Source organism: Plesiocystis pacifica SIR-1 (assembly GCF_000170895.1).
Taxonomy (GTDB): Bacteria; Myxococcota_A; Polyangia; order Nannocystales; family Nannocystaceae; genus Plesiocystis; species Plesiocystis pacifica.
Genome location: NZ_ABCS01000067.1, coordinates 1 through 20,419, shown reverse-complemented (window position 1 = coordinate 20,419; position 20,419 = coordinate 1). Strand labels below are relative to the sequence as shown.

Sequence of the window (20,419 nt, the reverse complement as noted above, 5' to 3'; positions counted from 1 at the left end):
TCTCGGTCGGGGTGGGTGCACCGTCGCCAGCGCCGCGATGGTACACACGTCCCTGGTGCAGGACGGGCGCATCCTCCGGGAACGCTATGTGCTCGAGCGGGAGCTCGGGCAGGGGGGCGCGGGCGTCGTCTATCACGCCTTCGACCTCGTCGACGAGCGCGAGGTCGCGATCCGAGTCATCGGCGACCACCCCGGGCGCGACCTGCTCGAGGTCGGCCTGCGCTACGAGGCCAAGCAGGTCCGGGGCCTCGAGCACCCGGGCCTGGTGCCCATCTTCGAGTTCAACCGCGACGGCGACCTGCTGTTCCTGGTCATGCCCCTGCTCGAGGGGCGCACGCTCCGGGACTTGCTGCTGCCGGGCCCCCTGCCGATCCCCCTGGCCGCGGAGATCGGCCGCCAGGTCGCCGAGGTCCTCGCCCACGCCCACGGCGAGGGGGTCATCCACCGCGACCTCAAGCCCGAGAACCTCAACCTGAGCATGGTCGACGGGGCGCTGCACGTCCGGGTCATGGACTTCGGGCTGAGCCCCATCGCGGACGTGCAGGCGGCGGGGGAGGGCTCTCAGGCCGCGCTGTCCATGGGCACCCCGGAGTACCTCGCGCCGGAGCAGGTCTGGGGCGGCGACACCGATCCGCGCACGGACCTCTACGCCCTCGGGCTGCTGCTCTACGAGTGCATCGTCGGCCGCCCGCCCTTCGTCGGGACCGGCCAGGCGGTGCTCCAGGCGATCACCGAGGCGACCCCGGTGCGCCCGGCGGTGCTGCGCACGGACCTGCCCCGGGCCCTCGACCTGCTCGTCGTCGAGCTCCTGGCCAAGGACCCCTCGCGGCGCCCGGGCGACGCTGGCGACGTGGCCAAGCGGCTGTCGCTCTACGCCGACGGCTCGACGGCGGCCACGTTGCTCATCGAGCCGGCCCGCTCGCGCGGGGCCTGGACCCTCGGCGGCGAGGCCGACGCGCGGACCATGCTGGGCAAGGCGATCGGTCGCGACCGGGAGCTGCGGGCCCTCGACGCGCGCCTGACCACGGCCCGGAGCTCGCGGCTGCAGCTGGTGCTGCTGTCTGGGGCCATCGGCATGGGCAAGACCACGCTGCTCGACGAGCTGGTGCTGGCTTGCCAGCAGCGCAGCATCGAGCTGTTGCGGACCCGCGCCGACGAGGACCACGGGCGCCTCGGGCCCTTCGAGGAGGTGCTCACGGCGGGCATGGCCCGCCGCCCCGAGGCCGCCGGCGACCTGGTCGAGATCGCGGCCGACCTCGTCGAGGTGTTCCCGGCCCTGAACCGGGAGGGCCTGGGGGAGCTGGCGAGCAGGCGCGAGCCCGACCCGCAGCTGTTCGCCGGGCTCTCGGCCGCGGCCCCCCGGCGGCGCCCCCGTCGAGGCGTGCGCACCGAGGTGACCCGGGAGCTGTCCCCGCGCGAGCGCGTGGACATGCTGATCGTGCGGGCCGTGGAGGCCCTCGTGGCCGACGGACGCCCGCTCGCCCTGACCATCGACGACGCGCACCTGTGCGGCGAGACCGTCGAGCTCGTCGAGCTGCTGTTTCGCCGCCTGCCCCACAGCCCGCTGCTGATCGTCGTCGCCTACCAGGACGACGGGCTGCCCCCCAACCACGCCCTGCGCCGCCTCGAGCGGTGCCTGCGGGCGCACCCCCGCTGCCTGCGTCAGCGCCTCGGGCCCATCGCCCCCGAGCGCTACGACCGACTCCTCGCCCAGTTCTTGGGCAGCGAGCAGCCCGAGCTCGATCTGGCCGAGAGCCTGCACCACCAAAGCGGCGGCCGGCCCCTGTTCGCCCGGGAGCTGGTCCGCGCGGCCCTCGAGTCGGGCCTGCTGATCCGCCGGGAGGGCTCGTGGTACCTCGACGCCGCCCTGTGGCCCGTGCCCCGCAGCCTCCGCGTGCAGCTGGCCGGGACGCTCAACGAGCTCGAGGACGGCCTGGTCACCGCCCTCCGCACGGGCTCGGTGTTGGCCGTGGGCTCCGGGGGCTTCGAGCTCGGCCACCTCGCCGAGCTGCACACGCGCCCGCGCAACCTCCTGGTCCGGCAGCTCGAGCACGCCGTCAACCGCGGCATGCTGACCGAGCACCGCGAGGGCGGGGCGGTGGTCTACCGGTTCTCGAGCGAGGTCCTGCGCCGGGTCATCCACGACGACATCCACGAGGCCGCGCGCCGCAAGCTGCACCGCTTTTGCGCCGCTCGCCTGCGCAAGATCATCCGCGGCGAGGAGGACGTCGCCCGCGACGACGCCCTGTTCGCCCACCTGCTCGAGGCCGGCGAGCTGGCCGACGCGCGGACCTGGGCCGTGGCCCTCGCCCAGCGCGCGGCGGCCGAGCACCGCCCCTTGCGGGCGCTGTCAAAGCTCTCGGCCCTGCTCGAGGTCGCGGACTCCCTCCCGGCGGTCGAGCGCGCCGAGCTCTACCTCGCCTCGGCCGAGCTCGAGCTCATGCGCAAGGAGCACGGCGGGGCCCTGAGCGCGCTGCAGCGCCTGGCCGCGACCCTCGACGAGTCCGACGACTCGCGCCTCGAGCAGCTCGGCACCCGCGGCGCGGGGCTGGCCCGGACCATGGGCAAGCGCCAGCTCGCCGATCGACTCCTGGGCCTGCGCCCCCAGGACGGGCACTCGGCCGAGCTCGAGCTCGCGGCCAAGGTCGAGCTCGCGGCCCTGCGCCCGGTCAGCTCGGCCCGCTCGATGTCCGTGGGCGACAACCACTTCATGCACGGCGAGCTGTCCCGGGCGCGCGAGGCCTACGAGAACGCGCGGCGCCGGGCCAAGAGCGAGCGCGACCTCGACGAGGAGCTGCGCCAGCTGTGCAACCTGTCCCGGGTGGCGAGCAAGCTCGGCCACTACGAGTCGGCCCTCAACTACTGCCGCGAGGGCCTGGAGCTGGTCGGCTCGCGGCGCACCGTCGAGCGCGTGGGGCTGTGGGCCCAGGCCGCCGAGACCCACTGCGCGGCGGGCTTCCTGGACCGCGCCTGGGGCGAGCTGCAGGCGGGGGGAGCAGACCTCGAGACCTACCCTCGGGAGCCGCGGACCCCCGAGCGCGACGCCGTCGCGGCGGCCCTCGAGCGCAGCGCCGGCGCCCTGTTCCTGGCCCGGGGCGAGGCCGAGGCGGCGATCGAGGCCTACGAGCGCTGCCTCGCCCTCAACGCGGGTCAGCAGCGGTGGACAGCCTCGAGCGTGCGCCTGCACCTCGCTCAGGCTCGCGCGCTGGCGGGCGACGCCAGCGGTGCCCTGCGCTCGCTCGAGCGCGCGGCCAAGGACAAGGGGGCGATGGGCGACCGCCGCGGCCTGGCGCGGACCTACTGCCTGCGCGTTCGGATCATGCGCGACCTCGGCATGATCGAGGACGCGAGCGACATCCTCGACGCGGCCCGAGACCTCGTCAAAGTCCTCGACGAGCCGCGCTTGTTCGCCCTCGTCCACGTCGAGTACGGCCGCCACCTGCTGCTCGGCGCGCGGGTGCCCGAGGCCGGGGGCGCGGCCCGACGGGCCCGAGACATGGCCAGCCGCGCCGGGGCCCAGGCCGAGCTCGCCCGCGCCGAGGAGCTGCTCGGGCTGGTCGCGCTGACCGAGGGTCGCCCCGAGGACGCGCGCCGCCACGCTGGTGAGGCGGTCACCATCGCCGACAAGCTGGGCATGCGCGAGGTGAGCATCGGTGGGCTGCTGGTCATGGCCGAGGCGAGCCCCGCGGGCGGGCGCCCCGAGCTGCTCGCGCGGGCCCGGAGCGAGAGCGAAGTCCTCGGCAACCCCTTCCGCGAGCTCGACGTGGCCTGACCTCGCTGCGCCTGGGCGTGGGCTCGGGCGACGGAGCCAGCGACGAGTACGTCGGCCTCGAGGTGCTCTCGAACCAGGCCCAGTCCCTCGTCGCGCAGCGCCACGTGGGCCTGTGTCAGCTCGCGCAGGCGGTGGTCCTCACCCCGCACGACCTGCGCGGTGCCCTCGACTTGGCAAAGCTTGCCGAGACCCGCCTGCGGCGATTGGGGGCCATGCTCGAGGCGGATCGCGCAGGCGAGCTGGTTGCAGAGCTGACGATTCGCGACCGGGCCCGAACCCTATAGCGGAGGCCGGCGACCGGACGCTGGGCCGGAGCCCGACTGCTCGACCTGGACCTCGGGCGAGTCGCGCGAATGACGGGCGAAGATTCACCCCCGTCTCGCGATCGAACGGGTCGCCGGTCACTGGTCGATCATCCAAGCCTCGGTCTTCGGTGCACTTGGTGGCGAGCGCTCGACTGCAGTCTAGATGGCGAAAATCACCAAAATACCTCGGCAATGTGTCTCGATTTAGCGGATGAGTCGTCAAAACTGATCGAAAGTACAAGGAGAGAGTGTAGTTGAAATTAACCGATCAAATTTACGAGCTCTGCATGGCCGCACATGCCACTCTTGGTTTGGGTAGGGACGAGGTGTTGGGGCATCTCTCGCCGTAGACCGCTGAGCTTCAGCAGGTGCGCGGATGGGAGATAGTGTAGGCGCGTGCAGGAATGAAGGGTAAAAACATGATGATTCGCAATGTCGTTACTTTGCTCACTACGTGCATGGTTCTCGCCGTCACCGCGCTGGCGGGATGTGACTCCGAGGCCACCGAGGACAAGCAATACTCCGGGGAACTGCGCGCTTTGCCGGTCGACGACAACGCTGAATTGAGCGCGAACGTCGGATGCACCGGCTTCGAGATGCCGCAGCTGATGGTGCCCAACTTCAGCTCGATCGAGGTGTTCATGTTCTCCCTGCAGCCCGACGCCTTCGCGCTGACCAGCGCGACGGGGGGGCTGCTCGCGCCCTTCCCCTCGACCATCGACACCTTCGACGAGCCCGAGATTTCCGAGGGCGCCTTCGTCGGCACCAAGGTCCTCGACCGCTGTGGAAACTTGATCGGCTTCGGCTCGGAGCAGCAGCTGCTCGACACCCAGACCGCCCTCGCCGACACCACCTACACCCTCACCCTCCCCGACCGGGGGACCATGCTGGCGAGCCAAGAGGAGAACTTCGCCCCGATCTTCGGCGAGATCAACGACATGGTCGCCACCCAGGAGTTCGTGCGCAGCTACTCCCCGCCGCTGACCGTGGTCACGACCTCGTTCGGGAGCGGCGAGCTGCTCGGCGGCACCGGCGAGTTCGCGGACCAAAAGGGCTTCATGATCGAGATCAACTTCATCTCCGAGATCAACCTGCTCGACGGGAGCGCCGACATCCTCGACGTGCTGCTCGTCGGCTACGAGTGAGCGCAACTTCGCCCGGAGCGACTGCTAGGGGCGCAAAGACGCGCAGCGACAACTCGCGCCCCCAGCTCAGCCCTTTCGTGGCACCATCGGCGGCGTCCATGGCGGCCCCCGATCCGAACCGTGTCCTGGTCGCCATCCAGCGCATGCTCGCCCCTACCGAGCGAGGCGTGAAGGATCTCGGCCGGGCCCTGTCGAGCTTCGCCGTCGAGCTCGTCGAGCTCTCGGGCGCCGCGGTGGCCTTCGCCCTGCCGCTGACCTGGGAAGCGGGCGGTCCGGTTCCGCTGGTCAGCCACGGCGCGGTCGAGGCAAGCGACGCCGACCCCAACGGCACCTTGATGCTCTGGGTCCACGACCTGTTCCAGGAGCTCGGAGCCGGCGCGGCGCCCCCCCGGCCCCTCGCCGACTTGTTCACGGCGCGGCGGCCCAAGCTGTTCGAGGCCAACCCGCAGCTGCCGGTGGACAACATGCTCACCCTGCCGATCGCGCGCAGCTCCGCGCCGAGGATGACCGCCGCGGACACGGAGGTCGCGCGCAACGAGCTGGTCGTCGGGTTGATCAATCGCAGCGGCGGCTTCGACGACGCCTTCATCGCCAGCTTGGGCCCGATCATGAGCGTGGCCCGCAACCTCGTCGCGCACTACGACCTGGTCGCGCTGGTCGAGGAGCAAGAGCAGGAGTACGCCCGGGCCGAGGAGCGCTTTCGAATGTTCATGGACGCCTCGCAGCTGGTCGCCTACCTGAGCGACTCCGAGCGGCGGGTGGGGTGGATCAGCGAGGGCTTTCGCGAAAAGTTTGGCATCGATCCGGCGGACGTCGTCGGGCGCCTCGAGGAGGAGCTGCTGCCCGCGAGCCTCATGGCTCGGGTCCGCGCCATCGACGAAGAGGTGCTCGAGACCGGGGACATCGTCAACATCCTCGAGCCCGCCGTGGGCGTGGGCGGGGTGGTCAATTGGTGGAAGGGCGCCAAGTTCCCCTTCGAGGGTCCCGGCGGCGAGTCCTACATCGGCGGCCTGGCCATGGACGTGACCGAGACCGTGCGCATGAGCGAGACCCTGCGCGAGCGCGAGGCCGAGCTCGACGAGGCCCGGGAGCTCGGTCGCCTGGGCTGGTGGACCTGGGTGGTCGAGCGCGATCGCATGGGCTGGGACAGCCACTTCGGCCGGATCTGCGGCCTGCCCAGCGCCGACGACCACAAGCTCTCGACCCTCCTCGATCTGCTCCACCCCAGCGACGTCGAGGCCACGCGCCGCGCCCTCGAGGAGGGCGCCCGGGGGGAGGGCAGCACGCGCTTGACCCTCGAGCATCGCCTGCTCGTCGACGGCGAGGTCCGGGAGCTCTTCGTCGTCGCCAAGGTGCGGCGCGAGGGCGAGGGCGACAGCGGCCCGGTGATCACCGCCGTGGCTCAGGACGTCACCGAGCAGCGCCGCATGCAGCGGACGCTGCGCGAGCTCGAGGGCGAGTCGCACAAGTTCGAGAACCTGGCCGTGCTCGCGGGCAGCACGGCGCGGGAATTCGGCGAGCTGTTCGAGGGCATCCTCGGCAACGCGGGCATGGCCCTCGACGAGCTCGAGCCCGACACCCTGGCCTCGGTCTGCGTCCTCGACATCGAGGCCGCGGCGGGCGAGGCCGCGCGCATGGCCGCGTCGATGCTCGAGTACAGCAACTACGGGCGCTCGAGCATCGAGCAGGTCGACCTGAGCTCGCTGGTCGCCAACCTCGCCAAGGCCATCCACGCGGTCATCTTCGACGCGGTCAGCGTGCGCTTGTCGCTGCACCCGGACCTGCCCGCGGTGTCCGTCGACGTCCACCGCGTGCGCCAGCTGGTCCTCGACCTGGCCAACAACGGCTCCGAGGCGATCGGGCGCGTGGGCGGAGAGCTGACCCTGGCGACGGGGGTGGGGGACTTCGGCGAGGAGGAGCTGGCCGAGCTGCGCGCCGGGACCTCGCTCGAGCCGGGGCGCTACGTGTGGCTGATCGTGCGCGACTCCGGCGGGGGCATCGACGCGTCCATCGAGGACCGCATCTTCGAGCCCTTCTTCTCGACCAAGCCGGCGAGTCGGGGCCTGGGCCTCGCGGCCGTGGCCGAGATCGTGCGCGCTCACGGCGGGGGGCTGCTGGTCGAGAACCGGCCGGGCAAGGGCGTGGCCTTTCGGGTGCTGTTTCGGCCGGTGGTCAGCCGGGACGCCGGCGAGAGCTGGTCGGCGACGACCTGAAGCCTGTTTTGCCCCCGCAGGCGCCTTTGGACCGGGGACGCTTTGTCGCTCCGCTCCTCCGCTTTGGCTGGTGGGCAATGGGGTTCGTGCCTGGGAGAGGGCATGGGGTCGCCCCCGCTGGCGGGGGCGTCAGTTGGCGGGGATGAAGAGCGGTCTCAAACCACCGGGGGGCCGGGAGCTTCGTTTGGTGGATGGCTGAGCTCTCGGCTCACAGGGCGACCCAGCGGCCCGGCGTGGCTTCGGTGACCAGGCCGAGGAGCTCCGCTTCGCACAGCTGCGAGAGGGTGCCCTCGGGGTCGGGGCAGGCGTCGATGCTGAGCCCGCGAGGGCCGGCGGCTCGCAGCCGTGCGCGCAGGTCCGAGAGCGCCTCGGGCCAGGGCCGCGTCGGCTCCTCGATGGTGCGCTGGGGGTCGAGGGCCGCGCCGAGGAAGGTGTCGAGGGCCGCGCGTAGGTCTCGGTGCGTCGGGCCTCCGGGGCGGGGCAAGCCCCGGGCTCCGGCGGCGATCAAGCGCCCCGCGCCGGCCGAGCCCGACACGGCCGCGAGCGGCACGCCCCGGCCCAGCGCCAGCCGCCCCGTGCCCATGGTCCCCGAGCGCGAGCGTGCCTCGACGACCAACACGGCGCTCGCCAGGCCGACGACGATCGCGTTGCGCGAGGCGAACATGGCTCGCGTCGGTGAGGTGCCCACGGGCTGCGCGAACAATAGGCCGGCCTCGGGGGCGTCGAGCATGGCCGTGAACAAGGCGGCGTGCCGTGAGGGGTAGGGCTGGTCGCGGCCGCACGGGAGCACGGCCAGCTGCGCCACGCGGCGGTCGAGGGCGGCCTGGTGCGCGCCCCCGTCGATGCCCAGGGCGCCGCCAGAGACCAGCGACCAGCCGCGGCTGCGGGCGAGCTCGAGCACGGCGGGGAGGCAGTCGAGGTAGGCGCGGTGGGCCGCTCGGCTGCCCACGACGGCCAGGCGCGGCGGCGGGGGGAGGGGCCCCAGGAGCTCGCAGAGGCGGCGCGAGCGGGGTCCGAGGCCCAGCTGGGTCCCCTCGACGAGCAGGGGAGCGGCGGCGAGCAGCCGGACCTGGAGGCGAGCGTGGGCGAGTTCGGGGCGCACGTTTCCTCGTCGGCCCGCGCGGGCGGGGTTTTCGAGTTAAACCGTTTGCCGGCGAGCGGGCACTCGGGGGGCATGACCACGAACACCGAATCGCCAAGCTCGAGGCCGAGACCCCGAGAAAGAAAGACGCCGGTGAGGCCCGGTGTCGTCGTGGCGCTTGGACCTCGGGGCGGGCTATGCTGACGCACGGTGACTATGGAGCAAGAGGGCGTTGGGGTCGTGGGGCGGCGCGCCGTCAAGGAATCCACGCCCCCGCGAGCGGGGGCGACCACGAGCCTTCTCCAAGGCACGAACTTCATTTCCCACCAAGCCAAAGAGGAGGAGCGGAGCGACGAAGCGCCCCCGGTCCCAGCCGGTTGTGGGGGCGAAACAGAACTCAGGGACTGTGAAGTTTTCACAGTCCCTGTCTGCTCTAGCCGTCGTGGACGACGCCACGCCCTCCCTGCCCCACGTCCACGACTCAGCTCGCGCGCAGCTCGAGCCACAGCTCGTCGACGAGCAGCTTGGTATTCCCGTCCCAGTCCTCGCTCGTGAACAGGCGCTCGCGCAGCTCGGGGTCCGGGTAAATCTGCCGATCGTGCGCGTCGGCGATCAGCCCGCGCTCGAGCGCGGTCGCGTTGGGCGTGGCGTAGCGCAGGGTGTTGGCGTTGAGCGCCGCGATCTCGGGGTCGAGGAGGAACTCGATGAAGCGCAGGGCCAGCTGGGGGTCGCGGGCCTTGTCGGGGATGGCCAGGTAGTCCGTCCACACCGCGGCGCCCTCTTCGGGGACGAGGTAGCGCAGGCTCGGGCGCATGGCCTGGGCGCGGAGCAGGTCGCCGCTGTCGATCTGGGCGATCCAGGTGTCGCCGTTGATGAGCGCGGCGGCGGGGTTGCTGTCGTAGCCGCGCAGCAGCTTTTTTTGCTCGCGCAGGCGCGGGTAGACGCGCTCGCGGATCGCCGCCTTGTCGATGGAGTTGATGCCCAGGCCGCTGGCCAGCAGGCCCTGGTCCATCACGTCGCCCTTGCTGTCGATGACCGAGATGCGCCCGCCGTAGCGCGCGTCGAACAGCGCGTTCCAGCTCGTCGGCGCCGGATCAACGCGCTCGCTGTCGTAGCCGATGCCCGTCGTGCCCCACAGGTAGGGGATGGCGTACTTGCCCCCGCCCCGGGTCGCGCGGGCCGACCAGATCGGGAATTCGGGCGCGAGGTGGTGGGCGCCCTTGGGCTCCGCGCGCAGCTCGAGCAGCACGCCGTCGCGCTGCAAGCCCGAGAGCTGGTAGTCGATGGGCACGCACAGGTCGTAGGCCGCCCCCGCGCGGAGCTTGGCCCCGAGCTCGGCCTCGGACAGGTAGAAGTCCTGGGTCAAGGTCGCGCCGGCCTGGGACTCGAGGAAGCGCTCGACGACCTCGGGGGCCAGGTAGTCGCCCCAGTTGTAGAGGGCGAGGGCGCGGCCGCGTCGGCAGCCCAGGGCGCCGACGCCCGCTCCCGCGATCATCCCTCGCAGCAGCGCGCGTCGAGACAGGGCCGAGGAGGCCAGAGAGGTTGAGGTCGGGGGCGCCACGCGGAGGCGAGGAGAGTAGCAAAGGCCGTCGCGCGGCGCTCCGGCCGTAGACACCGCGCCTCAGCGCAGCTCGAGGACGTCCTCGTCGCGCCAGTCGAGGCCGCAGCTGTCCGCGCCCTCCCACGGTCGGGAGCCCGAGGCGAGCACGTGCGCCTTGGAGTCCTCGCCGACGAGGGCGAGCTCGTGGGTCCACAGCGGGCCCGAGCAGGTCCGCGCGAGGACCTTGGCGCGCACGCGGCCGCGCTCGGGCGGGACGAGCTCGAGGTGCTCGGGGCGGAGGTAGCGGCCTGCTTCGGCGCCGGGCAGGGGGCTCAGCTCGCCGAGCAGGCGCGCGCTGACGAGGTTGGGCGGGCGGGCGTAGAGCGCCCGGGGAGCGCCGGCGCCGACGAGCTCGCCCGCGTCGAAGATGAGCAGGCGGTCGGCGAGGGCGAGGGCGTCCCCGGCCGCGTGGGTGACGTGGATCATGCCCAGGCCCAGGCGCGCGCGCAGCTGGGCGAGGGTGCGGCGCAGGGCGCTGCGGCGCGGGCTGTCGACGGCCGACAGGGGCTCGTCGAGGAGCAGCCAGGGCGGCGGCCGGTAGAGCGCGCGGGCCAGGGCGACGCGCTGCCGCTCGCCGCCGGACAGGGCGTCGATGGAGCGCGCCCCAAAGCGCGAGGGGTCGAGGCCGACGGCGTCGAGCAGGGCCTCGGCGTCCATGGGCGGGGGCGGGAGGGCGGCGCTGGCCCGCAGCCCGTCGACGAAGCGCAGGTTGTCGAGGACGCTCAGGTGGGGGAAGAGGGTCGGCGTCTGGAACACGCTGCGCGTCGGTCGGCGCTCGGGGGGCAGGGTGTCGACGCGCCGCCCTGCGATGCGCAGCTCCCCGGCGTCGGCGGACTCGAGCCCGGCGAGGATGCGCAGCAGCGTGGTCTTGCCCGAGCCCGACGCGCCCATGATGCACGCGTGGGTGCCCGCGTCGAGGTGCAGGTCGACGCCGGCGAGGGCGAGGGTCCCGGCGTAGGCCTTGCGGAGCCCGCGGGCGTCGAGGTCGGCGTTGGCGGTCATCGGCGGGTCGTGGCGGTGATGGCTAGCTTGGCGAGGAGGGCGAGGCCGAGGGGGGCGAGGATCGAGAGCGCGGCCCAGCGTCGCACGAGGGGCAGGGCGCCGCCGCGGGCGAGGATGGTCAGCGCGACCGAGAGGGTGTCGCCGCCGGGCCCGGAGGTGAACGAGGGCAGCGCGGCCTGGCCGAGGATCCACGCGAACGCGGCCGCGAACGCGACCAGGATCGCGGGCAGGCCCAGGGGCAACCACACCCGAAGCAGGCGCTCGCGGGCGCTGGCGCCGAGGTCCCGGGCGAGCTCGAGGAGCTGCGGCGGCAGGCCGGCGACCAGAGGGCGCGCGCACAGGTAGGCCAGGGGCAGGGTCGGGCCGAGCAGGGCGAGGGCGGTCAGGGTCGGACCCGGCCCGAGGCCCAGGCGCGTGCCGGCGGTCAGCGTGAGCAGGCCGGAGATCGCTGGCGGCAGGGCGAAGGGCGTGAGCAGGGCGGCCGCGACGAGGCGCGGGTGCGCTTTTCGTGGCACCAGGGCGAGGCCAAAGGCGAGGGCGCTGGCGAGGGCGCCGACCCCCGCGGCGAGGCCCAGGCTGCGCGCGCCGAGGCGGCCGAGCTCGAGGTCGCGGGCCGTGAGCCCGGCGGGGTGCTCCCCGAGCAGCAGGGCCGCGGGGGCGGCGAGCATGGCCAGGAACAGCGCCCACCCGAGGGCCGCGTCCCAGCTCCAGCGCGCGCGCAGGGGGCCGTCGTGCGCGGCGCGAGCTCGCCGCGGCGCGCGTGGGCCTCGAAGCCCTCGAGCTCGCCGGCGACCATCCACGCGCAGGGCAGGGCGACGACGAGGATGCCGAGCACGCCCGCGAGCGCTCGGGCTCCCGCTTGCTCGCGCAGCAGCGCGTCGCGGATCAAGAGGCCCGGCGTGTAGCTGTGTCCGCCGCCCGCGAGCTCGAAGGCGACCACGTCCCCGAGGCCCTGGAGCAGAGCCCACGACCACGCCGCGAGCAGGGCCGGCGCGAGGTGGGGGAGCTCGAAGGTCCACGCGCGCTCGAGCCAGCTCGCGCCCAGATCGGCGGCGGCGTCGATGCGGGCTCGCGGTCGCGTCCGCAGGCGCAGGCCCACCAGCAGAGCCGCCAGCGGCAGGCTGTCGAGGACCAGGGTCAACGTCGCCGCCCCGGGACCAGGCGCGAGCCCGAGGGCGAGCACGCCCATGGCGAGGTGGCTGCGGCTGACCAGCAGCAGGCCGAGCAGGGCCAGGGGCGACGCGGCGCGGGCCAGGGGCACGGCCAGGGCCGCGCTCAGGGTCGCCACGCCCAGAGCCAGGAGCAGGCCGCGAGACCACGCCCGGGCCACGGCGGCGCGCTCGTAGTCGGCGAGCTCGAAGGGGTCGGCGAGCTCACCGAGGACCAGCAGCGGCGCGACCACGAAGGCCACGAACACCAGGGCCGGGAGCGCGAGGGCGAAGGCTCGCCCCGCGCGGCTGGATGCTCCCGAGCTCACCGCTGCGGCATAGCACGTCAGCTGCCGTCGAAGGTGTAGTGGGCCATGTCGAAGTGCAGGTGCATCTCGTGCAGGCCGTCGGGCGTCGCGGGGGTCACGACCACGTTGAACACCTCCTCGTAGGCCCGCTTGGACATGGCCCGGAGAAACTGCCCCTCGGGCGTGTCCTCGAAGTAGGTGTCCTTGATGGGCACCACGCGCCCGTCGGCGAGGGTGAAGGACTTGATGTCGATGCCGTTGGCGTAGCTGTGCTCGCTGATCCAGCCCTCGTAGGCGGCCATCATCCGGCAGTTGTAGGTGCCGACGTGCTTGATGCGTTTGACGCGGCTGCCGAGGTGGGCCTGCGCCTCTTCCTGTAGGATGAGCTCCCACTCGGCCATCGCCAGGGCCAGGGGGCAGGCCATCTGCGGGCTCCCGCCGTAGGAGATGTCACCCGGTCCGCGCTCGTAGCGGACCACCTGGGGCGCGCCGCAGGTGAAGTCCCCGCTCTTGTTGGGGTGCAGCGGGATGCGTGACTTGCGGAACTCGACCCCGGAGTTCTCGAGGCGCTCGTGGCAGGCGACGATGGGATCCGGGGGGCGCATGACCTCGGGGTCGACGACGTCGAGGAGTCCGAGGGCGGCGGGGAGCCAAGAGGGGAAGGTGCTCAGCAAAAGCGCCACGGGATCAGTCTACGCGCGGGGCCGGCGATCGACTCCTCGTCCTGCCTCAATCCGGCCTCGTCCCGTCTCATCCAGGCGCGATGCCAAACTCGCGCTGGAGCGCCGCGACCTCGGCCGCGCGCCAGCCCTTGTCGCTGCCGATCTGCGACCCGAGGTGCTCCATGTACAGGTAGTCGTGGTCGGCGTAGAGGAACACGTCCGAGCCGTAGTGGTCGGGCCCAGTAGACCCGGGCGATCTCGGGCTCGAAGGCCTCGCAGGCGTAGTCCATGTCGACGCTCGTCACGGAGCACTACCGGAGGGGACTCGACGCGCTCCCGCTCCAGCGGTCGTCAAAGCCGAGGACGAGGACGCGGACGTCCTCGCCGACGCGCAGGGGGATGAGCAGGGACTGGCCGCTTCGTCAGCGCGCCTTTTCCAGGCGCAGCTCGGCCTTGCGCGGCGGCTGGACCAGGGGCAGGAAGCGCGGCTTGGGCATGGCCCCGGCCGGGGCCGGACGCACGCCCCACGCCGCCAGGGTGCGCGCGGCCTGGACCAGGAACATGGTCCCCTCGAGCAGGGCCATGTGGTAGCCGAGGCAAAAGTGCGCCCCGCCGCCGAACTGGCAGTTCTCCACGGGGGTCGGCTTGCGCTCTCGGTCGACCCAGCGCTCGGGCAGCCAGCGCTCGGGTTGTTCGTAGAGGTCGGGGCTGCGCGAGAGCAGCATCAAGCTCGTGCCCACGGTCGAGCCCGGGCTGACGCGGTAGCCGGCGATCTCGAAGGGGGCGTGGACCAGGCGCGTGTCCTGGGCGACGGGGGGGTAAAGGCGCAGGCTCTCGCGGAAGATGCCGACCGCGATGGGCACGCGCTCGGCGAGGACCTTGAAGTCCCGCGGGACCCCGTCGAGGGCCGTGGCTTGCTCGCGCAGCTGGTCCCAGTACTCGGGGTGGTGGGCGAGGTGAATCATCGACCAGGCCATGGTCGAGGCCGTGGTCTCGTGGCCGGCGAAGCCGAGGATCAGCAGGTTGTCGATGAGCTCGGCCTCGGACATGCCCGCGCCCTGGTCGTCGCGGCCGTGGACCATGGCGCCGACGAGGCTGTCGTGGTCGTCCTTGGACCGCGCCGTGGTGATCATCTTGCGGATGCGCTCGTCGAGCCAGCGGCGCGCTCGCTTGGCCCGCCACAGCGGCGTGCCGGGGAACTCGAGGGGCAGGTTGAGCGCGCCGAGGGTGTACTCGCCGTACCACTTCGACCAAGCCTGGAGGTCGTCGACCTCCACGCCCATGACCCGGAAGATGACCTCGAGGGCGATGGTGCGGGTGTCGACGACCACGGGCACGCGCTCGCGGCCCTGCCACTCGCCGAGGCGGCGGGCGACGGTCTCGCCGATGATGTCGCCGACCTTGGCCCGGCGCAGGCCTGCGGGCGTGAACGCGTGCCCGCTCGCGCCGCGCATGCGCTTGTGGTCCGGCCCGTCGACCACGAGCATCGACTTGCCCAGGAAGGTCTCGAGCTGGGCGAGGTGGGAGGAGTTGGTCGCCTTGCTGCGGAACACCTCCATGCCGGCCTCGCCGAGCACGATCAGCGTGTCGTGGCCAAAGCCGAAGTCGCACCAGAACACCGGCCCGAGCTGGCTGTGCGCCCGCTCGAACATCGACAGGGAGTTCCTCGACATCGACACGAAGTGCCCGAGGACCGGGAGGCGACCGCCCAGCCGGGGTGCATCCTTGGCCTCACGAATCGCATCCACCACCTGGCTATATCACGAGATCCGCGGGCGGCTCGCGCAGCTCGGCAGCGCCGCCGTGGCTCCCGCGGACTCCCGCTCGCCTCGGCTCGAGCGCTTCGCGTGGCGTACGCCTTCAAAGCCACGACGGCCCCCTTCCGTGGGTGGGGGCGCGGTCAGTCAGCGGCGCGAGGCCGCGTAGCGCTCGACCTCGTCCCACACGCGCAGCACGTTGGCCCCGCACAGCTTCTCGATGTCGCCCTCGGAGTAGCCGCGCTCGAGCAGCTCGCGGATCAGGTTGGGGTACATCGACACGTCGGACAGGCCCTCGGGGAGGCTGTCGCCGACGCCGTCAAAGTCCGAGCCGAGGCCGACGTGGTCGATGCCGACGAGCTTCACGACGTGGTCGACGTGGTCCGCGACCACGCTGACGTCGACCTTCTCGATGGGGTGCTCGGCGGCGTAGGCCTCGGCGATCTCCATGGCCTTCGCGTCGCCCCACTCGACGCCGGCCTCCTCGAACAGCGCCTTGATCTCTTGTTCGGCGGCGTCGCTGGCCTCGCGGTAGCTCTGGGACACGAAGCTGCCGCCGAAGTTGATCTGGATGACCCCGCCGCGTTCGGCCAGCGCGGCGATCATCTCGTCGCTCATGTTGCGCTCGAAGCCCGGGGTGAAGTGGCGGCACGACGAGTGCGAGGCGATGACCGGGACCGCGCTGAGCTCCATGACCTGCCAGAAGGTGTCGTCGGAGACGTGCGAGACGTCGACCATGATGCCGACGCGGTTCATCTCCTCGACGACGCTGCGGCCGAACGCGCTGAGCCCCTCGTGGGTGTGGCGATCGTCGTAGGAGGAGTCGCAGATCGCGTTGTCCTTGGAGTGGGTCAGGGTGATGTAGCGGATGCCCAGGTCGTAGAAGTGGCGGACGTTGGCGAGGTCGTCCTCGATGGGCGAGCCGTTCTCCATGCCCATGGGCAGGGACACCCGGCCCGCCTCGAAGTTGGCGCGCACGTCCGCGGGGGTCGAGGCCGCGCCGAAGCGGTCGGGGTGCGCGGCGATCAGCTCGCGGACGTAGGCGATGTTCTGCTCGGCGAAGGCCTTGCTGGCTCCGGGCTGGTCTTGCAGCCGCGCCGGCGTGTAGATCGACATGAAGGGCGCGTCGAGGCCTCCCTCCTTGGCGCGGGCGTAGTCGAAGTCGGTGTCGCCGGCGTGGTCGTGGATGGTCGGCGTGGGCTCGTGGTCCCGCTCGGCCATGGCCAGCTTCATGGGCGCGTCGACGTGGCCGTCGAGGATGATGAAGCGCTTGGCGAGGAGCGGGGCGAGGACGGCGGGGTCCTCGGTCTTGGCGGGCTCGGGCTCGGGCTCGGGCTGTTGGTTGTCGCTCGCTTGGGGCGGCTGGGTGGGGGAGGGGGTGCAGCCCAGGCTGGCCGGGGCGGCCAAGCCAAGCGACAGCGCAAAAAGCGCCAGTTTCCCGAGAGGGCGCGGGTGCATGGCTGGACTCTCGCATCCCCATCGAGCGCTCGGGACGCCGGAGCTGTCATGGCTGCTGTCGCGTGGTCCGCGGACTTCGCTCCAGCGTCCAACTCAGCTGCGTCAAACCCCGAAACTAGTCTCAAACACAGTACGAACGCTGACTCGGCGTAAACCTACAAAAGTCAAATTTCATGCTTGCATACATGTAGGTAAGTGTGGCCTAGTATCAGACATGTCCGACCGACGCCATCGCAACCGAGTCGAGCTCCGCTCCATTGGCACCATCGACTTCGGAGACCGCGTGGTCCCGTGTCAGGTGCTCGATCTGTCCGCCGACGGCCTCGCCGTCGTCACCCCCGCGCGCGCGCTGCCCCTGGGCCCCGTCCGCGTCCGCTTCCAGCTCGGCCGCCGCGACGCCGCCTGGACCGAGGTCGACGCCGTGCTCCGTCGTCGCAGCGCCTGGGCTGGGGTGGACTCGGAGGCGGTCTGGGGTCTCGAGATCCTCGACATGGATCTCGGGACTCGGACCCGCGTGCGCGACTACCTGTTGCAGGCGGCCTGAGCCCCGTGGCTGACCCTCCGGGTCAGCAGGCAGGGTCTGAGAATCGGCTAGGCTCCGCCCATGACCTCCTCGAGCTCGAGCGCCCGGGGCCTGCTGGTCCTCGCGTTGACCGCCCTCGTCGCGTGCGAGGACGCCGGGGATGACAACGGGGACGAGCTCGGCGAAGAGTCGGCCGGGACGGCCCCCGGCTGGTCCCTCGCGCCCATCATCCAGCTCAACGACAACGGGGCCTGGTCGTGGTTCATGGACGAGCGCGTCGTGGTCCACGACGGCGTCTTGGTCGTCGGCTCCGTCCGCTCCCTCGGCGGCTTCAACTCGACCATGGGCATGGACGGCTGGGGCAACGTCGAGGTCGCGACCTACGACATCGAGCTCGACGCGGTCGAGTCCATCATCTTGCACGAGCAGTTCGAGCAGGACGACCACAACAACCCGGCCTTCCTGCCGACCCTCGACGGGGGCTTGCTCGCGGTCTACTCCAAGCACGCGACCGAGCGCATGGTCTACATCCGGCGCAGCTCCGCGGGCGATCCGCTGGACTGGTCCGAGGCGATCGAGTTCGACACGCCGGGCATGGACAAGGACTTTCGCGGGGACAACGTCACCTATTCCAACCTGTTTCGCTGGCCGGATCAGCGCATCTACAACTTCTTCCGGGGCTACGACCACGACCCCAACTACATGTTCTCGGACGACGACGGCCTGAGCTGGACCTACGGCGGGCGCTGGCTCGAGGGCTTCGACGGCTACAGCCCCTACCTCAAGTACGCCTACGACGGGAGCGGCCGGCTGCACTTCATCGCGACCGAGGACCACCCGCGCAACTACGACACGAGCATCTACCACGGCTACATCGAGGACGGGATGATCCACGACTCCTTCGGGCAGGCCCTGGGCGCCCTGGGCGAGGGCCTCGAGGCGGGGCTGGCGGTGTGGGACTTGACCCTGGCGTTCGAGGGCGACGAGGACCACGTGGCCTGGACCGTCGACATCGAGCTCGACGACGAGGAGCAGCCTTACATCGCCTTTTCGGTCCAGCGCGACGGCGCCGGCGTGCCGCGCTACGACGGCGGCTTCGACCTGCGCTACCACTACGGGCGCTTCGACCAGGCTCAGTGGCGGACCCAGGAGATCGCCTACGCGGGCACGCGCCTGTACTCGGGCGAGGACGACTACTCGGGCCTGATCGCCCTGCACCCGGAGGATCCGGACACCGTCTACATCTCGACGGACGTCGACCCGAGCACGGGCGAGCCCCTGGTCTCCGAGGCCGACGGCGAGACCCACCACGAGCTGTTCCGGGCGACCAAGGCGGGCGACCCGTGGATGTGGAGCTGGGAGCCCGTGACCGCGGACTCGGACGTCGACAACCTGCGCCCGATCATCCCCAAGTGGGAGGACGAGCGCACGGCGTTGGTGTGGATGCGCGGGGGCTACTCGAACAACCGCGGCAACTGGGACTCGGCCGTGGCGGCGATGATCATCGATCCGGATTAGTCGCCTCTGCCCAGCCAAAGCGGAGGAGCGGTAGCGACGGAGCGCCCCCGGTCTTCGGATGCCTGTGGGGGCAGACCGCGCCCCCGCTGGCGGGGGCGACCACGGGCCTTCTCGAAGGCACGAACTCCATTGCCCACCAGCCAAAGCGGAGGAGCGGAGCGACGAAGCGTCCCCGGTCCCAGGTGGCTGTGGGGGCAAAACAGCAGACAGAGGTCGGCCAAAACGAGTTTGGCCAACCCTCTGTCTGCTTTAGCCGTCGTGGACGACGCCACGCCCTCCCTGCCCCACGTCCACGACTCAGAGGGTCGGCCAAAACGAGTTCTGGCCAACCCTCTGACTATTTTAGCCGTCGTGGACGACGCCACGCCCTCCCTGCCCCACGTCCACGACTCAGGGACTGTGAAGATTTCACAGTCCCTGTCCATTTTAGTCGTCGTGGACGACGCCACGCCCTCCCCGCCCCACGTCCACGACTCAGAGGCTGTCAACGAACCCACGCCCCCGCGAGCGGGGGCGACCACGAGCCTTCTCCAAGGTACGAACTTCATTGCCCACCAAGCCAAAGAGGAGGAGCGGAGCGACGAAGCGTCCCCGGTCCCAAAGCGGCTGTGGGGGCAAAACAGAACTCAGCTGGCGACGGCGTCGAGGGCTCGATCGAGCTCGGTGAGCGCCGCGTCGAGCTCGGCGAGGGCTTCTCGGGAGCGCTCGGCGCTGGCCTCCTCGAGGGCGTCCGCCTTGACCTCGAGCTCGGCCTTGGCCTCGCTGACCTCGGACTCGAGCTCGCGGCCGAGCTCGCGGCCCTCGGACCGGGCCTTGGCTCGGGCGGCGTCTAGGCGCTCGTCGATGGTGCTCAGGTTCTGCTCGGCCCGCTCGAGGCTGTCGTCGATGCGCTGGCTGGTGTCGCGGAGCTCCTCGCCGAGCTCGCGCTTGGTCTCCCTGGCCTCGCGGGCGGCCTCGTATTGAGCTCGATCGAGCTCCGCGGCGGCGCGCTGCGTGGCGTGGGCGAGGCTCGTGGGCTCGTGGTCTTCGCCCGCGCTCGGCTGGCAGGCGAACACCGCGGACAGGGCGATGAGCGCGGCGGCGAGTCGGAGGGCGGTGGCGTTGGGGGTCTTGGTCTGGGCGGGGTGGGTCATCGTGTCGTGGTGTCTTTCTTTGTGTGTCGTGTCGTGTGTCGTGTTCGTGCGGGTCGACGTCGTCGTCGTCTCGGTGTCGTCGTCGTGGTGGCGGTCAGGAGGCGGTCGCTTCCTGGCCGAGGTTGAAGACGAAGGACACGAGCGCGAGGCCGAGGAACACCCAAAAGCAGAGCTTGGCGATGCCGGCCGCGCTGGCGGCGATGCCACCGAAGCCGAATACGGCGGCGACGAGGGCGATGGTGAACAAGGCGATGGAGGCTCTGAGCATGTCTGGTCCTTTCGTGGTGAGTCGCTCGGGGTGGTGGAGGTGAGCGCGTCGCTGGACTGTGGAGCAATACGCGTGCCAAGCCGCCCTCGCGGCCCGAGTGGCCCGGCGAGGGCGAGCCCCCGTCGGCAACCGATGCCAGCTGTGCCGGTCCGACACGGGGCACGCGGGCGCTGTGTCAGAACCACCCGATCGCGCCGCCGATCCGGCCTCGGGGCTCTGGCCTGCGCCCGCTCAGAGAGCCCGCGCCGGGCTTGGCACGAGCCTTGCTTTGTCTACCCGGCGAGAGGTCGAGGCGCCCGACCAGCGCAGGCCTCGAACATCCACTAACGATTCACACGAACAACCAACGAGAGGAAATCACAACACAATGAACTGGACGCAAATCGAAGGACAGTGGCATCAATTCAAGGGCAAGGTCCGCACCCAGTGGGGCAAGCTGACAGACGACGACGTCGAGCGCTGCGAGGGCCGGCGCGACCGGCTGATCGGCAAGCTCGAGGAGCGCTACGGTGAGACCAAGGAGTGG

General features: G+C 71.4%; 18 protein-coding genes. 7 read left to right on the top strand and 11 right to left on the bottom strand.

Annotated features, from left to right (window positions below; translation table 11 throughout):
- Nucleotides 1-37: 37 nt before the first annotated feature.
- From PPSIR1_RS43945 to PPSIR1_RS27655, 4 genes are all read left to right on the top strand, one after another.
- Entirely contained in the window at nt 38-3,772 is a 3,735-nt protein-coding gene (locus PPSIR1_RS43945) for a serine/threonine-protein kinase (protein WP_198154627.1), read from the top strand.
- Nucleotides 3,773-3,789: 17 nt separating this feature from the next.
- Nucleotides 3,790-4,056, top strand: coding sequence for a hypothetical protein (locus tag PPSIR1_RS27665; RefSeq protein ID WP_006974503.1), 267 nt, complete (start codon nt 3,790-3,792; stop codon nt 4,054-4,056).
- A gap of 479 nt (nt 4,057-4,535) precedes the next feature.
- Nucleotides 4,536-5,222, top strand: coding sequence for a hypothetical protein (locus PPSIR1_RS27660; RefSeq protein WP_006974502.1), 687 nt, complete (start codon nt 4,536-4,538; stop codon nt 5,220-5,222).
- A gap of 98 nt (nt 5,223-5,320) precedes the next feature.
- Nucleotides 5,321-7,435: a PAS domain-containing protein gene (locus tag PPSIR1_RS27655; RefSeq protein WP_006974501.1), complete on the top strand. Its 2,115-nt coding sequence runs from the start codon at nt 5,321-5,323 to the stop codon at nt 7,433-7,435.
- Nucleotides 7,436-7,643: 208 nt separating this feature from the next.
- Here the strand turns inward: PPSIR1_RS27655 and PPSIR1_RS43940 are convergent, their stop codons facing one another.
- The 9 genes from PPSIR1_RS43940 to PPSIR1_RS27615 form a co-directional block, all read right to left on the bottom strand.
- Nucleotides 7,644-8,537 (bottom strand): DNA-processing protein DprA, encoded by an 894-nt coding sequence (locus tag PPSIR1_RS43940; RefSeq protein ID WP_006974500.1) that lies wholly within the window; start codon nt 8,535-8,537, stop codon nt 7,644-7,646.
- Between the two features lie 460 nt (nt 8,538-8,997).
- Complete coding sequence (locus PPSIR1_RS27645) at nt 8,998-10,011, bottom strand: polyamine ABC transporter substrate-binding protein (protein WP_006974499.1); 1,014 nt, start codon at nt 10,009-10,011, stop codon at nt 8,998-9,000.
- A 126-nt stretch (nt 10,012-10,137) separates the two neighbouring features.
- Nucleotides 10,138-11,118, bottom strand: coding sequence for an ABC transporter ATP-binding protein (locus tag PPSIR1_RS27640; protein ID WP_006974498.1), 981 nt, complete (start codon nt 11,116-11,118; stop codon nt 10,138-10,140).
- Entirely contained in the window at nt 11,115-11,633 is a 519-nt protein-coding gene (locus PPSIR1_RS27635) for an ABC transporter permease (protein WP_006974497.1), read from the bottom strand. Before PPSIR1_RS27635 ends, PPSIR1_RS27640 begins: the two co-directional genes overlap by 4 nt.
- The gene (locus tag PPSIR1_RS48350; protein ID WP_006974496.1) at nt 11,543-12,595 is read right to left on the bottom strand and encodes an ABC transporter permease subunit; all 1,053 of its coding nucleotides are present in this window, start codon (nt 12,593-12,595) and stop codon (nt 11,543-11,545) included. Before PPSIR1_RS48350 ends, PPSIR1_RS27635 begins: the two co-directional genes overlap by 91 nt.
- Nucleotides 12,596-12,612: 17 nt before the next feature.
- Nucleotides 12,613-13,257 carry an extensin-like domain-containing protein gene (locus PPSIR1_RS43935; RefSeq protein ID WP_157596045.1) on the bottom strand — a complete coding sequence of 215 codons (645 nt, stop codon included), beginning with the start codon at nt 13,255-13,257 and terminating at the stop codon, nt 12,613-12,615.
- A 67-nt stretch (nt 13,258-13,324) separates the two neighbouring features.
- Complete coding sequence (locus PPSIR1_RS50855) at nt 13,325-13,453, bottom strand: hypothetical protein (RefSeq protein ID WP_006974494.1); 129 nt, start codon at nt 13,451-13,453, stop codon at nt 13,325-13,327.
- A 205-nt stretch (nt 13,454-13,658) separates the two neighbouring features.
- On the bottom strand, nt 13,659-14,984 hold the full coding sequence (locus PPSIR1_RS27620) for a cytochrome P450 (RefSeq protein WP_157596044.1): 1,326 nt from the start codon (nt 14,982-14,984) through the stop codon (nt 13,659-13,661).
- Between the two features lie 156 nt (nt 14,985-15,140).
- Nucleotides 15,141-16,400, bottom strand: coding sequence for a dipeptidase (locus tag PPSIR1_RS27615; protein WP_006974492.1), 1,260 nt, complete (start codon nt 16,398-16,400; stop codon nt 15,141-15,143).
- 265 nt (nt 16,401-16,665) lie between these two features.
- Here PPSIR1_RS27615 and PPSIR1_RS48345 point away from each other — a divergent pair, with 265 nt between their 5' ends.
- Entirely contained in the window at nt 16,666-16,995 is a 330-nt protein-coding gene (locus PPSIR1_RS48345) for a PilZ domain-containing protein (RefSeq protein WP_006974491.1), read from the top strand.
- Nucleotides 16,996-17,055: 60 nt separating this feature from the next.
- On the top strand, nt 17,056-18,492 hold the full coding sequence (locus PPSIR1_RS27605; RefSeq protein WP_006974490.1) for a BNR-4 repeat-containing protein: 1,437 nt from the start codon (nt 17,056-17,058) through the stop codon (nt 18,490-18,492).
- A 626-nt stretch (nt 18,493-19,118) separates the two neighbouring features.
- Here PPSIR1_RS27605 and PPSIR1_RS27600 read toward each other — a convergent pair.
- A complete protein-coding gene (locus tag PPSIR1_RS27600; RefSeq protein ID WP_006974489.1) occupies nt 19,119-19,625 on the bottom strand; it encodes a hypothetical protein in 507 nt (168 codons plus the stop codon).
- Between the two features lie 94 nt (nt 19,626-19,719).
- On the bottom strand, nt 19,720-19,893 hold the full coding sequence (locus PPSIR1_RS46615) for a DUF1328 family protein (RefSeq protein WP_006974488.1): 174 nt from the start codon (nt 19,891-19,893) through the stop codon (nt 19,720-19,722).
- A 367-nt stretch (nt 19,894-20,260) separates the two neighbouring features.
- On the opposite strand from PPSIR1_RS46615, the gene PPSIR1_RS51315 reads away from it, so the two are divergent.
- On the top strand, nt 20,261-20,419 hold a 159-nt coding region (locus tag PPSIR1_RS51315), incomplete at its 3' end, for a CsbD family protein (RefSeq protein ID WP_006974487.1).

What these genes read in the sequence shown, in the direction of transcription:
- PPSIR1_RS43945 (WP_198154627.1), top strand. Translation starts at nt 38, where the DNA reads ATGGTACACACGTCCCTGGTGCAGGACGGGCGCATCCTCCGGGAACGC.
- PPSIR1_RS27660 (WP_006974502.1), top strand. Translation starts at nt 4,536, where the DNA reads ATGGTTCTCGCCGTCACCGCGCTGGCGGGATGTGACTCCGAGGCCACC.
- PPSIR1_RS27655 (WP_006974501.1), top strand. Translation starts at nt 5,321, where the DNA reads ATGGCGGCCCCCGATCCGAACCGTGTCCTGGTCGCCATCCAGCGCATG.
- PPSIR1_RS27645 (WP_006974499.1), bottom strand. Translation starts at nt 10,011, where the DNA reads ATGATCGCGGGAGCGGGCGTCGGCGCCCTGGGCTGCCGACGCGGCCGC.
- PPSIR1_RS27640 (WP_006974498.1), bottom strand. Translation starts at nt 11,118, where the DNA reads ATGACCGCCAACGCCGACCTCGACGCCCGCGGGCTCCGCAAGGCCTAC.
- PPSIR1_RS48345 (WP_006974491.1), top strand. Translation starts at nt 16,666, where the DNA reads ATGTCCGACCGACGCCATCGCAACCGAGTCGAGCTCCGCTCCATTGGC.
- PPSIR1_RS27605 (WP_006974490.1), top strand. Translation starts at nt 17,056, where the DNA reads ATGACCTCCTCGAGCTCGAGCGCCCGGGGCCTGCTGGTCCTCGCGTTG.
- PPSIR1_RS27600 (WP_006974489.1), bottom strand. Translation starts at nt 19,625, where the DNA reads ATGACCCACCCCGCCCAGACCAAGACCCCCAACGCCACCGCCCTCCGA.
- PPSIR1_RS46615 (WP_006974488.1), bottom strand. Translation starts at nt 19,893, where the DNA reads ATGCTCAGAGCCTCCATCGCCTTGTTCACCATCGCCCTCGTCGCCGCC.